Source organism: Morganella sp. EGD-HP17 (assembly GCF_000512315.2).
Taxonomy (GTDB): domain Bacteria; phylum Pseudomonadota; class Gammaproteobacteria; order Enterobacterales; family Enterobacteriaceae; genus Morganella; species Morganella morganii.
The window spans coordinates 114,327-129,448 of record NZ_AZRH01000002.1; the positions used below are offsets into that span (position 1 = coordinate 114,327).

The window sequence follows — 15,122 nt, forward strand, 5'->3', positions numbered from 1 at the left end:
GGGAGAAATTAATCCTGCTCTTCTTCCCCGTCATCCTCCTCTTCCGTCACCGGCTCAGGCAATGCTTCCGGTGCCGGCGTTGGTTCCGGCTGGCCGAAGCCGCGCAATCCCACCACATGCACATGTTCCTGATTATTGAAGACTTTACGTACCAGTTTGTACGTTGTGCCTTTCTCCGGACTGATATTTTCTGGTGCCGCAATAATCAGCTGCATCTGTAAGCGATCGCACAGCTCAAACAGGGTGGCTATAGATTTCGCATCCAGACGCGCTGCTTCATCCAGGAACAGCAGACGGCACGGCGAAATATCTTTGCTGCGCAGACGGCGGGATTCTTCTTCCCAGCTCTGCACCACCATCACCAGAATGGACATCCCGGTACCAATCGCCTCACCGGTGGATAACGCGCCGCTCTCGGCTTTCAGCCAGCCGTCAGAACCACGGTTGACTTCCACTTCCAGCTCGAGATAGTTACGGTAATCCAGCAGTTCCTCACCGATGGTCTGCGGCAGACGCTGCCCCATATCCACCTGCGGGTTCAGACGCTGATAGAGTTTCGCCATCGCTTCAGAGAAGGTCAGACGCTGGCTGGCGAACAGGTCCTGATGCTGCTCGTGCTCTTCGGACAGCACATCCAGCAGTATCGCGTGGCTTTCGCGGATATTCACATTCAGGCGCACCCCTTTGACCTGACCGAATGCCACGGCCTGCAGGCCCTGGTTAAGCATGCGGATACGGTTCTGTTCGCGCTGAATAGTTTTGCGGATGATATTGGCCACACTTTTCGAGCTGATCGCCAGTTTCTGTTCACGGGCGGTCAGTTCGTCGGTCAGCCGTGCCAGCTCGATTTCCATCTGTTCAATAGCGTCAATCGGATCATCAGTTTTGATAATATCCTGGCGGATACGTTCGCGCAGGTGGCGGTACACTTCGATAAAGAACTGTACTTTGCGTTCCGGACGCTTCGGATCTTCGGACAGGCGCAGTGCATCACGCAGATGTTCGTTATCCGCCACGGCCTGACGCAGTGCACCGAGGGCTTTATCCGACATGGAACGCAGTGTGTCCGCATCTTCATAAGCCAGCTCACGGCGGTGGAGGCGGCGCTCAACGCCACTTTCTTTCACCATCCGCATCACCGCACACCAGCCCGCTTTGGCGGTCACGACCTGCTCGCGGAGCTGCTGGTAATCGCGCTCTGCTTTGCGCAGACGTTTTTGCAGATTATCCATTTCCGACTCGCCGATCCCCAGCTGTTTTTCCAGCTGATTGATACGGGCGCGGTTATGGCTGACCTGGTTGTACAGTTCATCACGGCGCACACGGGCACGCTCTTCCGCATTGGCATCCGCCTGAACACCAATTTCGCTCATTTCGCGCTCAAGTTCGCGCAGCATGTCCGATTTGGTTTCATACGAGCTGCGCAGTGAGGCCAGAACCTGATTGAACTCCGCGCATTTGGTCTGCTGCTGGCGCAGCATCTCACGTGTACGGGCACGATCAGACTCCGCGTGTTCCAGACGCTGACGCAGTTTGTCATTAAGATCGGCATTTTCTGTCAGCATGCCGGCGGATCCGCCGTAATTAAAGTGCTGACGGCGCTGCGCGACTTCTTCCAGGGCAAACGCCTGCTGACGGGCCTGCTGCTGCACCTGTTTCGCGTTTTCATAATCGCGGATCAGAGCTTCATGCTGCTCCGGATCACTCTGGAGAACAGCTACCATCGGCTCCAGTTTGCGCAGCGCTGCACCGTACTGCTGAATATGACGGGCGGATTCCTGTGCATCCGTCAGCGCATCACGGATCTCATCCGCGCGATCTGCCAGTGTTTCATCAAGCAGCAGAGCGGTATTCGGGATCAGACGGTTAAGGATGCTCAGATTTTCTTTGATCTGCGCATACTGCTGACGGGCAACGGCAGTCTGATCCTCAAACTGTGCCAGCTCGCGCTCCAGCTCATTACGGCGCTGATTCAGTGTGCGGATTTCCGCTTCCGGGTCAGCCTCAAAGGCCACTGAGATATTTTTGCCGACAAAACGGCTGAATGCCTGATGAGCACGCTGCATTTTCTGGACATCAAAAGAGAGTGTCGCCAGGCGTTCTGCCAGCTCATCCCGTTCATGTTCCAGCACTGCCAGCTGATTTTCCCGCGCCGCACGGCCGAACAGCGGCACAGACGGGAAGCGGGAGTAACGCCACTGGCGATCGGTGCTGCGCACCAGCACCGCACGCTCCAGCTCTTCGGTGGTGAAGACGCTGTCATCAAAGGATTGCGGATCCCCTTCAATCAGATAGAGATCTTCCGGACAATCATCGAGGGCATCCAGCATCGGACGCACGGCGCTGAGATCCGGCACCACAATCGCATGGCGCGCCGGGCCGTATAAGGCGGAGAAATACGGTGCGTCATCAATCGTGATGTCGTCATAGATTTCCGACAGCAATATACCACCGAAACGCTCTGCCAGGCCAAGCATACGGCCATCTTCCGCGCCGCTCGGCTGACTGAGCCGTTCAATATCTTTTTCCAGCTGTGCTTTTTTCAGCGCGATTTCATCACGCTCAACAGTCACTTCGCGCTCACGCTCCAGCAACTGCTGCATATATTCAGTGACATCATTGGCGCTGGTGAACGTCTCATGAGACTGCTCACACAATTGCGTCAGAGCTTCCTGCGCCGCCAGCCACGCCGGGGCTTTGACGGTCAGGGACTGGATTTGCTGCTTCAGCTGCTCAGTCTGCTGACGCATTTCCATACGGCGCTCGCCGCTTTCACTGACACTGACACTCAGGCTTTCCTGCTGCGCCTCAAGGGTCATCAGCATCTCATCGAGCCCGTCCGCCTCAACCTGCTGCCCGATGCGTTTGCAGAAATCATCCAGCGATTTCTGCGCATTGTGCTGGCTGTGCAGACGCTGTTCCAGTTCGGATAACTGCTGGCGCAGCGGCTGGACGCGGTCGGCCATCATCTGCTGTGACGGCAGTTCGCGCAATAATTCACGGGCGGTCTGGTAAGCTTCACTGCGGCTGACTTCACCGACCACCGATTTCACCAGTTCATAGGCCTGAGAGAACTGGCTGTGTGCGGCCTGCGCCACACTCATTTTCTGCTCAAGCACTAACAGGGATTCGGTTGCCTGCTCTTCGCGGGCGCGGAAGGTTTCCAGCCATTCATCCAGTGAATCAATATCCAGCTGCGGCAGCTGACACACCGCTTTGGCGCGTTCCAGCGCCTGTAATGCCTGCTGATACTGAATGGCGCGGGTCTGCTGAACATCCAGCGCCTGCTGGTAATCGGCCAGTTGGCTTTTCAGCTCATCCACTTCTTCTTCCGCAACATGGTTGCGTTCTTCATATTCCGCCAGCTGTTCTGCGGCTTCTTCCGCCACTTCAGTCTGTTCTTCCAGACGGAATGTCAGCTCTTCGACATCAGCCTGATAACGGTCAATTTTTTCCTGCTGACGCATGGCCGTCTGCACCAGTGTCAGATGATCACTGGCTGCCTGGTAATCCGTTTCCAGATCGGCGGATGAGGCCGTCTGCTCCGCCAGCTCGCGGGACATTTCCACCTGACGGAACTGTTCGCTGATCAGCTGTTTGCGGCTGCCGAGCAGTTCCCGGCGCACAGAGAGTGCCTGGTCGATATGCACACGGCGCTCATTGGCGTGACGCATATAATCTGCAGAAACATACGCGGTCGCTTCAGTGATCAGGTGTTTGAACAGGTCACGGTCAGACTGGGTAACGCGGATAGCTTCCAGTGTGATACGGTTTTCGCGCAGTGCCCCTTCCATATCCTGGAAGGCTTTGCGCACCCCGCTGTTCTCCGGCAGTAAATAGTCACGCAGGGAACGGGTGATAGCACTGGAGATACCGCCGTAGAGCGAAGCTTCGATCAGGCGGTAGAATTTGCTGCGGTCCCCTGCAGAACGCAGACGTTTCGGGATAACACCCAGCTCGAACAGAACCGAATGGTAATCAGTAATCGAGTTAAACTGTTTGAAATGCACACCTTCGATATCATCCAGGCGGGCTTTCAGGTCATTCAGCGGCAGAACCCGCACCTGGCGTTCACTCAGCTGTTCGCTGACAATCTGTGTCGGGGAATACTGTGTCGGTAATCCCTGAATCATAAAGGATTTGATATCGACTTTTTTATCACGTCCGGCAATCTGCTGAAGACGCACCCCCACCAGCACACGCTGATGGCGGGAGTTCACCACATCCAGCATGGCGTAGCACACGCCCGGACGCAGTTTACCGTGCAGACCTTTATCACGGGAACCGGATGTTGCCCCGGCTTCAGTGGTGTTACGGAAGTGCAGCAGGGTCAAATCCGGGATCATGGCGGTAATAAAGGCCGCCATGGTGGTGGATTTACCGGCACCGTTACCGCCGGACAAGGTGGTGACCAGCTCATCCAGATCAAAAGTGCGCGCAAAAAAGCCGTTCCAGTTGACTAACGTGAGCGAGCGGAATTTACCACGTTCAATCATTCTTCATCCTCCGCTTCATCCGTCGCGTTGTCATTATCAGATTCTTCATTATCATCGTCCTGATCCTCAGGGCGCGGGTATTTTTCATCTTCCGTCAGGGATTGGGCCTCACCGTCACGGATAAGACGCAGCTGCGCCTCACGCGGGTCATCCCCGCTGCGAACATCTGCCCCGAAGCGGAAAACGGATTCGGCAATCACAAACTGGCTGTTATCCGCAGAGACAAACGTGATCATGCCCAGGCGGCGCAGGCGGTTCAGCGCACCTCGGGTTTTTTCCAGTAATTTCTGTTTGTCCAGGTCAGAGCCGGTGGAGCGGTTATTCACCACTTTCAGTAATTTGGCTTCATCCGCCAGTGACAGCAGTTCCTCATAGAGCTCTGCCGTGGAGAAAATACCCTGGTTGGCGAGACGCTCCGGGCTGAGATACAGATAGCACAGCACTTTACCGACCAGCATTTCCAGTTCGGATAACACCGAGCGCGGGATCAGTGTGCTGGAACGCGGGCGCAGATAGAAGAACCCTTCCGGTGCACGGACCAGTTCCACGTTATAACGGGCGTAAAAACCTTCCAGTTCATCCTGGAAATCCATCAGAAAGGCATGATTATCCAGATCATCCACGCCGATATGGCGGCCTGCGCGCAACTGGCTGTCAAGTTCCGGAAAAAGGTTGTTGGCAAGTGCCTGAGCCAGCTTTGCTGACATAAATTGTTCAATATGTGTCGATGACATGTGCCTGCACCTTCGCTCCGTATTCATTAATTGCTGACCATTCTGCCGGGATGCCTGAGAAATCAGCATCAGCCACCCCGAGGCGGACGGCCTGATCCACGATAATCCGTGCCACATCGAACTGGCGGCTGCGCGGATATTTCGCGAGGTAATCACGCAGAACCGCGCCCAGATCCAGCGGCTTCGCCTGTGCTTTATACACAGCCAGCGCAGTTTCCATCATAGCGGCAAGCTCTTCGTTGACCTCGCTGAACTCTTCATATTCCAGATCCGGCGGTAATTCCCCGGTCACTTCGTCATCACGCAGTGCCATCTCTTCGTCACGCATATCCAGCAGGCGATCCGCATTAGCCACATTAAGGGCCCACGGCGAGTCAAAATAGTGCTGTACAGAATGGCGCAGACGCTGCGAGAAAATACGGTTTTTATCCATATCGATAGCGGTACGGATAAATTTATGGACATGGCGGTCATAACCAATCCATAAATCAATAGATTGCTGGCCCCAGCTGATAATGCGGTCGAGCTTGGCCTGCAGATCAAAAATCAGTTTATCCACCAGTTCGGAGCCGGTGGCGGCACTCATATTGGCATCCTGAATACGCAGCAGGTTCGCCTGTAATTTGTCACCGGCGGCTTCGAGCGTATCCTGCAGTTCCCGCAGTGTGAGAGAGGTTTCTGACAGCAACTGTTCACAGTTGGCAATCGCGGCCTGCCAGTCCTGATTCAGCAGTTTGGCGATATCGTCTTTGACGCCGTTTTGCTGCTCATCCATAACGCGCTGCGACATATCAATGCTGTCGAAGATCTCCGCCACGGAATATTTCAGCGGGGCAAACACATTACGGTGCCAGTGGAATTCATCCCCGCCCTCTTCGGCGGCATCTGCCGCGCGGCTCAGTTCACCGGCCACAATCGAGAGCTGCATGGATAAACGCAGTGAGGAAAATTCACGCTGACGGATGTAATAATCACTGATGCCGATCCCGAGCGGGGTCAGCCGGTAAATCGCATTACCCTCAAAGATATCACTGGTAAAGCGGTTAAATATTTTCTGGCGCACCATATCATTGATGGCATTGTTCGCGCGGACCGCAACAGATTCCGTTGTCTGTTCAAAGCCTTTGCAGACTTCGCGGAAGGCATCCACCAGTTCCCCCTCGCTCATTTCACCGTCGATGCGCTCACTGTTGAGCACCGCAACAGACAGTAAAAAAGCCAGCCGTTCCGGCGGCAGCGCGATGGAGAAATCATTCTTTCGCGCCCATGCCACGAGTTCCGGGACTGTTTGGGTAAACTCACTCATTGTCCATCCTTCTGATCGGTTTTCGTGCCATAACGTGAATATAGCGGCCTAAGCTGATATAAGGCTCCTGACGGCAATAGCGTTGCTCCAGTGCCAGCAGCGCCGGGAAATCACGGTTTTGTAACTGGCGGCTCTGCAGATAATCATGGAAAACCCGCACGCCGGTTTTTGCCTCAATCGTCAGACGACAATCATCCAGCCACTGATAAACCTGTTCCGGCATAAGGGGATTCTGCGGCGATAACGAACGCTTGCGGCGGCGCTGAATTTCCGGGGTTGCCAGATGAAAATTGCCTAATATCGCATTTCGCATCACAAGTCCGTTCGCATTGTAAAACATTAACGATAATGCACCACCGCCCGCTATTATAGCGGTCAGTGCTTCAATTGCACCTTTTTGATCTGTGATCCACTCCAAAACGGCATGAAATAATACCAGATCAAACGCCCCTTCAGTGTGAAGTGCGATATCCTGTGCCGCACAATGAATAAAGGACATATTTTCTGCCACGCCGTCATCCAGCGCGGCCTGTTGTGCGCGGGCAATCATCTCTTCTGACAGGTCGCACAATACCACCTGATGCCCCAGCGCAGCCAGACGGCGGGAGAAAAAACCGTCACCGCCGCCCGCATCCAGAATGCGCAGCGGACCCGGTTTCAGCCGGGTCAGTAAGGCGTCCAGATCCTGCCAGACCACCGCTTCGCGGATTTGCCCTTTTGTTGTGCCATAGATATTGCGGGTGAATTTCTCCGCGATATCGTCAAAATTACGATCAACCATGAAAACCTGTGTTCAGTTCCGGGGGATATTTCGGGTCAGTCTGCGGCGGTTTCCCGCGCAATCCGGCTATCTTCAATTGTATTGCCGGGCAGAGCAGTGCAATATGCAAAGTCGGTAACTATTGTGTCACAGACGTGTCTAATGTCACCCGATTTGTGCAGACTCCTGCCGTTAACCGGTGATAAATCAATCATATTTAAGGTGCGCTCATGCTGTTTGCCCTGAAAAAATACCTCGGCGGTTTTCTGATGCCGCTGCCGTTTATGCTCCTGCTGATCCTGGCCGGATTACTGCTGCTGTGGTTTTCCCGATGGCAGAAAACCGGTAAAACCCTGATCACCGTGAGCTGGCTCGGGCTGGTGCTGCTCAGCCTGCAACCGGTGGCGGATGCTCTGCTGCTGACAACAGAAAAACCGTATGAAAAACGTTATGAGCTCATTACCCCGGCAGAAGTTCAGCAACAGGAACTGCGCTATATCGTGGTGCTCGGCGGCGGCTTTACCTATAACCCGGAATGGTCACCTTCCGCCAACCTGATCAGTAACAGTCTGCCGCGCGTCACCGAAGGTGTGCGCCTTGCACTGCGTTACCCGCAGGCGACGCTGATTTTCACCGGCGGGCCGGGCGCAAACAGTATCAGCAGCGCAGAGGCCGCAGCGCAAGTTGCGCAGTCACTGGGGATCCCTGCTGAACGCACACTGCCGCTGGTATTGCCGAAAGATACCGAAGAGGAAGCCGCCGAAGTGAAAAAAGTGGTGGGCGATGCACCGTTCCTGCTGGTGACCTCCGCTAACCATATGACCCGCGCCAAAGCCTTCTTTGATGCGCGCGGCCTGCACCCTATCCCGGCACCGGCTAACCAGCTGGCCGTCACCACCCCGCTGCACAGCTGGGAAAAAACCATTCCTTCCGCGTACTATCTATCACACAGTGAGCGGGTCTGGTATGAAGGGCTGGGGCGGCTCTGGCAGTCAGTAAAATCGTCAGATAATGAAGGACAGGAATAGAAGACAACAAAAACGCGGGTTCAGAAGTGACCCGCGTTTTTGTTTATGACTGATATTTCTCAGCGGGCGGCAAACAATCTGCGCACGGTTTCAAGATCTTCCGGGGTATCAACACCGGTGCCCGGCGCTTCGGATGCCTCCGCGACATGAATTTTTTCACCGTACCAGAGTACACGCAGCTGCTCGAGCATTTCGATTTTCTCCAGCGGGCTGGTTTCCCACTGAATATAGCGGCGGATAAACCCGGCGCGGTAGGCGTAAATCCCGATATGGCGCAGGAAATTATCACCGGCGCTGTCACGGCTGTGCATGAAACGCTCGCGATCCCACGGAATGGTGGCCCGGGAGAAATAGAGCGCATAGCCCTGTTTATCCATCACCACTTTCACCGCATTCGGGTTAAAGGCTTCTTCCGCTGAGGTGATTTTTACCGCCAGGGTGGCCATACCGGCTTCGCTGGCTGCCAGATTTTCAGCAACCTGCGCAATAATACTGTCAGGGATTAATGGCTCATCCCCCTGAACATTCACGATAATCTCATCATCAGCAAACCGGTAGTGATCAATCACTTCCGCCAGGCGCTCGGTCCCGGACTGATGATCTTCGCGCGTCATACAGGCTTCGCCGCCCTCTGCAATCACGGCATCAAATACCGCCTGTGTGTCAGTAGCGACAATGACTCTCGCGGCACCGGAACGTTTTGCCTGCTCCATCACACGGACAATCATCGGCTTGCCGCAGATATCCGCCAGCGGTTTACCGGGCAGACGCGTGGAGGCATAACGCGCAGGAATGATAACTGTAAACATGGAGATTATCCTTCTGAGACCGGCAATTCGCGGGCTTCATTCTCTAATAAGACAGGGATATCGTCGCGGACGGGATAGGCCAGACGGCAGCCTTTGCAGATGAGTTCGAGATTTTGCTTGTCGTAGCTGAGTTTGCCGTGGCAAACAGGGCAGGCCACGATTTCGAGTAAACGGTGATCCATACGTCCCCCAATGAGATAAAAACGTTGGCTCAGAATAACATAAGCCCGGTCTCACCGTTAACTCTGTTGTTGCGATATCACTGAGATAATCGCGTTTTTACCCATATTACAGCGCGATCACATCGTTCGCTGCAATACCATAACTGCCGCGGGTCAGTGAGAATTCCACTTCCTGCCCTTCGCACAGTAATTTGTTACGGGAATTGGCGATCCCGTTACGGGTTACCCAGATATCATCGCCGCCGTTAACCGGGGAGATGAAACCGTAACCTTCTTTCGCGTCATACCATTTAACGCGGCCAAGTTGTAATTGTTTAGACATAGTATTAACTCCTTTTATATCACCAGGAATGGTATACACCCCATCGCTGGTTATGTCTGCTCCGGCCGGGCAACACGGGTGCTCTCTTTGCGAACAGCCACCCGGTAATGAGCAAAACATTATAGTTATTATTTTTTATTCTGATTTGCAGCCGGTCAGACACCTGCTGCAAAACATACCGTTTATCCGCGGGATCCGGTCATCCGCACCACAAGATTAACAAGGTGGTGTGAAAAAATTATGACAGCGGGATCAGAATATGTGTTGACACGCGGATTGGTTGCACAGTGAGATATGAAATACATCACAGAAATACAACTTTTTGATTAAGCCATATTCAGATAAAAAGCGCAAGTCCCTTTATGCATTTTTTATGTGAGATATGACTTTATCCAGAATTAAATCGGCGGATTTTGCGGGAATGGCGGCACTGACCGGTAAATACCACCAGTCAGTTGCAGAAAAGGCAAAACATTTCACTGCATCCTTCTCTGTCATCAGGAGTGACTGACCGGGTTTTATCAGTGCGGAAAGCTGTTCAGGGCTGTAAGACTGGTGATCCGGAAACGCAATACACTGTGCCGGTGTCACGCCGAGGGAGTTCAGCGTGGCAAAAAAACGCGGCGGGTGCCCGATACCGGCCATCGCCACACACTCACCGATTTCAGCCGCCGGTTTACGGGTGCCGTCAGCCAGGTTAACAGCCTCTCCCGGCACCAGTTGCATAGCGGTTTCCCCGGGTTGTGCGGTACCACCGTTGACAATCACCGCATCCACCTGTTTCAGACGCCCTGCCCGTTCCCGCATCGGCCCGGCAGGCAGCCACCAGCCGTTACCGAAACGGCGTTCGCCGTCAATCACCACGATTTCCATATCGCGCTGTAGTGCGTAATGCTGCAAACCATCATCGGTGATGATCACATCCACCGGTGCATGCTGCAAAATAGCTTCTACCGCTGCGGCACGGTCTGGCGCGACCGCAACCGGCACACCGGTACGGCGGGCAATCAGCACCGGCTCATCACCGGCCTGTGCTGTCGTCGTGTCTTTCGTGATAAGCAGCGGATAATGATCCGATTTACCGCCGTACCCGCGGGAAACCACCCCGGGACGGTAGCCGCGGGCCAGCAGTTGCTCTGTCAACCAGATAACCACCGGTGTTTTGCCGTTACCGCCGGCAGTCAGGTTACCGACCACCACCACCGGTACCGGCATACGGCGGGATTTTTTCAGTCCGCAGCGGAACAGCAGACGCCGCAGACCGCTCACCGCCCCGTACAAAAACGAGAACGGCAGAAGCAGCCAGTAAAGCTTTGAGCGGCCGGACCAAATCTTATCGATCATCAGCAGTGCCGCTTAGTGACCAAACTGCATGTTATAGAGCTGTGCATAGATACCCGGCTGTTTCACCAGTTCATCATGCGTACCGCGCTCCTGCACTTCGCCGTCCTGCACCACGAGGATTTCATCCGCTTTCTCAATGGTGGATAAGCGGTGAGCGATCACCAGACAGGTACGGTTTTTCTGTAACTCATCGAGCGCGGCCTGAATCGCACGCTCAGATTCAGTATCCAGTGCCGAGGTTGCTTCGTCGAGGATAAGGATCGGTGCGTCACGCAGCAATGCACGGGCAATTGCAATACGCTGGCGCTGACCACCGGAAAGCAGAACACCGTTCTCACCGATTTCGGTATCCAGCCCCTTCTCCATCTTATTGATAAAGTCCATGGCATAAGCCATTTCAGCGGCTTTTTCAATCTGCTCGCGGGTGTACTTACCTTCTGTGGCATAAGCGATATTATTCGCGACCGTATCATTGAAGAGGTGAACATTCTGCGACACCAGCGCCACCTGACTGCGCAGTGATGCCAGCGTGTAATCGCGGATATCATTGCCGTCGATCGTAATATGTCCGCTTTCAATTTCATAGAAACGGGTGATCAGATTGGCAATGGTGGATTTCCCGGAGCCGGAGCGCCCGACCAGCGCCACCGTTTTGCCTGACGGAATAGTGAATGACACATTTTTCAGCGCCGGGTTCTCTTTCCCCTGATAACGGAAAGTCACATTCTCAAACGCCACATCGCCTTTGGCATCTTTCAGCACTTTGGTGCCGGTGTCTTTTTCCTGCTCCATATCAAGCAGAACAAACAGTGTCTGACAAGCCGCCATCCCGCGCTGGAACTGAGCGTTCACGTTGGTCAGGGATTTCAGCGGGCGCATCAGGGCAATCATGGAGGAGAAGACAACCGTAATGGAACCGGCACTCAGCGCTTCTTTAATTTCAGGGAAACTGGCGGCAAACAGCACAAATGCCAGCGCAAAGGAGGCAATGATCTGAATAATCGGGTCGGCAATAGATGATGCGGTAACCAGTTTCATACCCTGGCGGCGCATATGGTTGCTGACTTTATCGAAACGATCATTTTCCACTTTCTGACCACCGAAAATCAGCACTTCTTTATGCCCTTTCAGCATCTGTTCAGCACTGGCGCTGACCTGTCCCATGCCGCTCTGCATGTTTTTACTGATTTCACGGAAGCGGACAGAGACTTTACGGATAACAAAAGCCACAATCGGCGCAATAACGATCAGAATCAGCGACAGCTGCCAGCTGTTGTAAAACATCAGCCCGAACAGCGCAATAATATAGGCGCCTTCACGGACGACCGTTACCAGTGCACCGGAAGAAGACGAAGCCACCTGTTCGGAATCATAGGTGATACGGGAAAGCAGTGTCCCGGTGGATTGCTGATCAAAGAAGGAAACCGGCATGCCCATCATATGCCGGAACAGGTTACGGCGCATGGTCATAACCACTTTGCCGGACACCCAGGAGAGGCAGTAGCCTGAAACAAAACTGGAGATACCGCGTAACAGCATCAGCCCCAGGATAATCAGCGGCATGATACGGAGAAAATCATTGTCGGCAGTGCCGAAACCTTCATCAAGCAGCGGTTTCAGCAGCGACAGCATAAATGCATCGCCGCCCGCATTGATGACTAACGCAATAGCCGCCACGATGATACCTGTTTTAAACGGTGCGATTGTCGGCCATAACCGGCGGAATGTTTGCCGGGTTGAAATATCAATATCTTTCATTATTGCGTTTACCAATACTAAAAATTAGCTGCCTATATTACCCGTTTACCGGCTGATCTCCAAACCATGCGCTGAACCAGCGGGCGGAGAGATGGGTACGGTAAGTCGTGACGGATACCTCATCAGCAAAAAAGGACACAGAAATCTGGCCACTGTGCGCAGTATCATGCCACTGCACGCCGAGATTGTGATAGCGACGGCGTACTTTATCAGAAGGCAGACGCCACGGGCTATAGCGCGCAACAGAAACCAGTGCGAAAGCGGGATTTACCGCACGAATAAAAAATTCTGATGAGGAGGTTTTGCTGCCATGGTGCGGAACTTGCAGTACTGTGGCGGAGAGTTCATTTTTATACTTAATCAGCTGTTTTTCTGCCTGTTTTTCGATATCCCCGGTCAGCAAAACCTGATGTTTACCGTCACTGATGCGGATAACACAGGAGCCGTCATTTTTGCTCAGCTGATATTTTTCGTCCGGCCATAACACCTCAAAATACAATGACTGCCACAGCCAGCGCTCCCCGCGGCGGCAGGGTGTATCGGCCTGCGGAATATTGCCTTTGACCACAGCGGCAGGATAAGCACTGCGCAGAGAGCCCAGTCCCCCGGTGTGGTCACGGTGGTCATGGCTGATCATAATCCAGTCCGGGGTCAGGCGGTGATAACGCAGATAAGGCAATACGGTACGCAGCCCGTCATCCCGTGTCCCGAAGCGGTTGCCGGTATCATACACGACTGCCCTGCCGTCTTTTATCACCACCGCCGCCAGCCCGTGCCCGATATCCAGTACGGTAACCGACCATTCAGGCAGCGGAGTTTTCCGCAGATACAGACAGCAACTGAACACCATCCCCGGCAGCAGCAACGGGTGCTGCCGCCACATATCCAGCCTGATGATATAAACAGCCGCCCACATCAGTGGTATCCATATCAGAGCGATGTGTCCGGTAACCATCCACCCTTGTGCCAGAAACGGCAGCGGCCATAATGCCAGCGCCAGAGAGAAATCCGCCAGCGGCAGTGCGGGCCCGATCAATAACCCGGCAAACAGCAGCGGCACCGTCAGAAAGGAGATCACCGGTACCACCCACAGATTACTCAGAAACGACAGAATATTCACGCCACCAAAGAAATAGCCCTGAACCGGTAACAGCAGGAAAAATAATCCGCACTGATAAGAGAGGAACAGCCTGATATTGCGCCACAGGCGGGCAAAAGGTGTCAGCGGGATGAATACATTACTGCGGGAGAAAACGCCGGTGTGATGCCAGAACAGCAATGCGGTAACCGCAGTATAAGACAGCCAGAATCCGGCGGATAAAATTGTCAGCGGATCCGCCAGCAGCAACAGAGCGGCACTGATCACAACAAACTGATACGCCGGCAGATGGTAATGCCGCCAGCGCAGCAGATGCCACAACAGCAGCGCAGACAATGCCCGGCAGGCCGGAACCGCAAACCCGGCCAGCCAGACATAGGCAACAGCGGCACAAACTGACAACACAGACGGAATAACAGGTGCCACCATACGCAGCGGTAACAGCAGCAACAATAACCGCCCGGCCCACCAGCCCCATAACGCCGCCAGCCCGATATGCAGCCCGGAAATAGCCACCACATGCGCCACTCCGGTTTCCTGCACCAGTCTGCGCTGCTCTGCAGTGATGCCGCGCCGCTCGCCAAATAACAGCGCCGCCATCAGTCCGTTATGCGGCAGGTTATCCATTGCGGGAAGGTATGTCGCAATCATTTTCTGACGCTGATTGCAGTCTGAAGATAGTTTTTCACTGCGTCCCGGCGTCAGAGAAAACAAAACCCGCTCTGACAGTAAATATTGCTGCCGGTTTGACTGTCCTTCATTTAACTGACCGTGTACCGGCCTCAGTACAGGACGAAATATACGCCAGACTTCACCGGAACATGCCGGTTTAAATGAACCTTTTATTTTTATATTAATAAAAACAGTATCATCATACATTTTATTATTTATATTAATAATCCGCCCTCTGACGGAATAATAGTCAGATGAGTTAATCATGACATCATGGATCATAATATCGATATTATCGGGTAGTTCAGCGGAAAAGAGTGATAATGTATTACCGATATGAATATTTACTGCCAGAAAAGTACCGGCAACAATGCGGATAAAAAAACTCAGCCTGGTGCGGATAAGAAAAAGCAAACAAATACCAGTGAATAACAGCAGGCTTTCTGCCGGTAACAACAACCGCGGAATCAGCAACAGCGGCATATGCCCGGTCACAACAGCAGCCGCAGCGTGCCAGAGCGGCAACGGACGGGGAAACAGATATTTCATCACAGCCATAACAGACATATTACTCACCTGGAAGGTAAACAGGCCGGTATTATGTTATGACGG

General features: G+C 53.7%; 11 protein-coding genes. 1 reads left to right on the forward strand and 10 read right to left on the reverse strand.

Annotated features, from left to right (window positions below; translation table 11 throughout):
• Window positions 1–8 precede the first annotated feature (8 nt).
• From mukB to cmoM, 4 genes are read right to left on the reverse strand one after another with little or no spacing between them, the layout of a single operon-like run.
• On the reverse strand, window positions 9–4,496 hold the full coding sequence (gene mukB / locus X965_RS02980; RefSeq protein ID WP_036416996.1) for a chromosome partition protein MukB: 4,488 nt from the start codon (window positions 4,494–4,496) through the stop codon (window positions 9–11).
• The gene (mukE, locus tag X965_RS02985) at window positions 4,493–5,230 is read right to left on the reverse strand and encodes a chromosome partition protein MukE (RefSeq protein WP_004235837.1); all 738 of its coding nucleotides are present in this window, start codon (window positions 5,228–5,230) and stop codon (window positions 4,493–4,495) included. The genes mukB and mukE overlap by 4 nt, the downstream gene beginning before the upstream one ends.
• A complete protein-coding gene (mukF, locus tag X965_RS02990) occupies window positions 5,211–6,536 on the reverse strand; it encodes a chromosome partition protein MukF (protein ID WP_036416998.1) in 1,326 nt (441 codons plus the stop codon). Before mukF ends, mukE begins: the two co-directional genes overlap by 20 nt.
• The gene (gene cmoM, locus X965_RS02995; RefSeq protein ID WP_004235834.1) at window positions 6,529–7,317 is read right to left on the reverse strand and encodes a tRNA uridine 5-oxyacetic acid(34) methyltransferase CmoM; all 789 of its coding nucleotides are present in this window, start codon (window positions 7,315–7,317) and stop codon (window positions 6,529–6,531) included. Before cmoM ends, mukF begins: the two co-directional genes overlap by 8 nt.
• Window positions 7,318–7,526: 209 nt before the next feature.
• Here cmoM and elyC point away from each other — a divergent pair, with 209 nt between their 5' ends.
• On the forward strand, window positions 7,527–8,324 hold the full coding sequence (gene elyC / locus X965_RS03000; RefSeq protein ID WP_032098470.1) for an envelope biogenesis factor ElyC: 798 nt from the start codon (window positions 7,527–7,529) through the stop codon (window positions 8,322–8,324).
• 59 nt (window positions 8,325–8,383) lie between these two features.
• On the opposite strand, the gene kdsB is transcribed toward elyC, so the two are convergent.
• The 6 genes from kdsB to X965_RS03025 form a co-directional block, all read right to left on the reverse strand.
• Window positions 8,384–9,133 carry a 3-deoxy-manno-octulosonate cytidylyltransferase gene (kdsB, locus tag X965_RS03005; protein WP_004235831.1) on the reverse strand — a complete coding sequence of 250 codons (750 nt, stop codon included), beginning with the start codon at window positions 9,131–9,133 and terminating at the stop codon, window positions 8,384–8,386.
• 5 nt (window positions 9,134–9,138) lie between these two features.
• On the reverse strand, window positions 9,139–9,315 hold the full coding sequence (locus tag X965_RS18870) for a Trm112 family protein (protein ID WP_004235830.1): 177 nt from the start codon (window positions 9,313–9,315) through the stop codon (window positions 9,139–9,141).
• A 106-nt stretch (window positions 9,316–9,421) separates the two neighbouring features.
• Window positions 9,422–9,637, reverse strand: coding sequence for a cold-shock protein (locus X965_RS03010; RefSeq protein WP_004241772.1), 216 nt, complete (start codon window positions 9,635–9,637; stop codon window positions 9,422–9,424).
• 360 nt (window positions 9,638–9,997) lie between these two features.
• Complete coding sequence (gene lpxK / locus X965_RS03015; protein ID WP_004235827.1) at window positions 9,998–10,981, reverse strand: tetraacyldisaccharide 4'-kinase; 984 nt, start codon at window positions 10,979–10,981, stop codon at window positions 9,998–10,000.
• Window positions 10,982–10,993: 12 nt separating this feature from the next.
• On the reverse strand, window positions 10,994–12,739 hold the full coding sequence (msbA, locus tag X965_RS03020; protein WP_004241767.1) for a lipid A ABC transporter ATP-binding protein/permease MsbA: 1,746 nt from the start codon (window positions 12,737–12,739) through the stop codon (window positions 10,994–10,996).
• 37 nt (window positions 12,740–12,776) lie between these two features.
• Entirely contained in the window at window positions 12,777–15,077 is a 2,301-nt protein-coding gene (locus X965_RS03025) for a DNA internalization-related competence protein ComEC/Rec2 (RefSeq protein ID WP_036416999.1), read from the reverse strand.
• Window positions 15,078–15,122 lie beyond the last annotated feature (45 nt).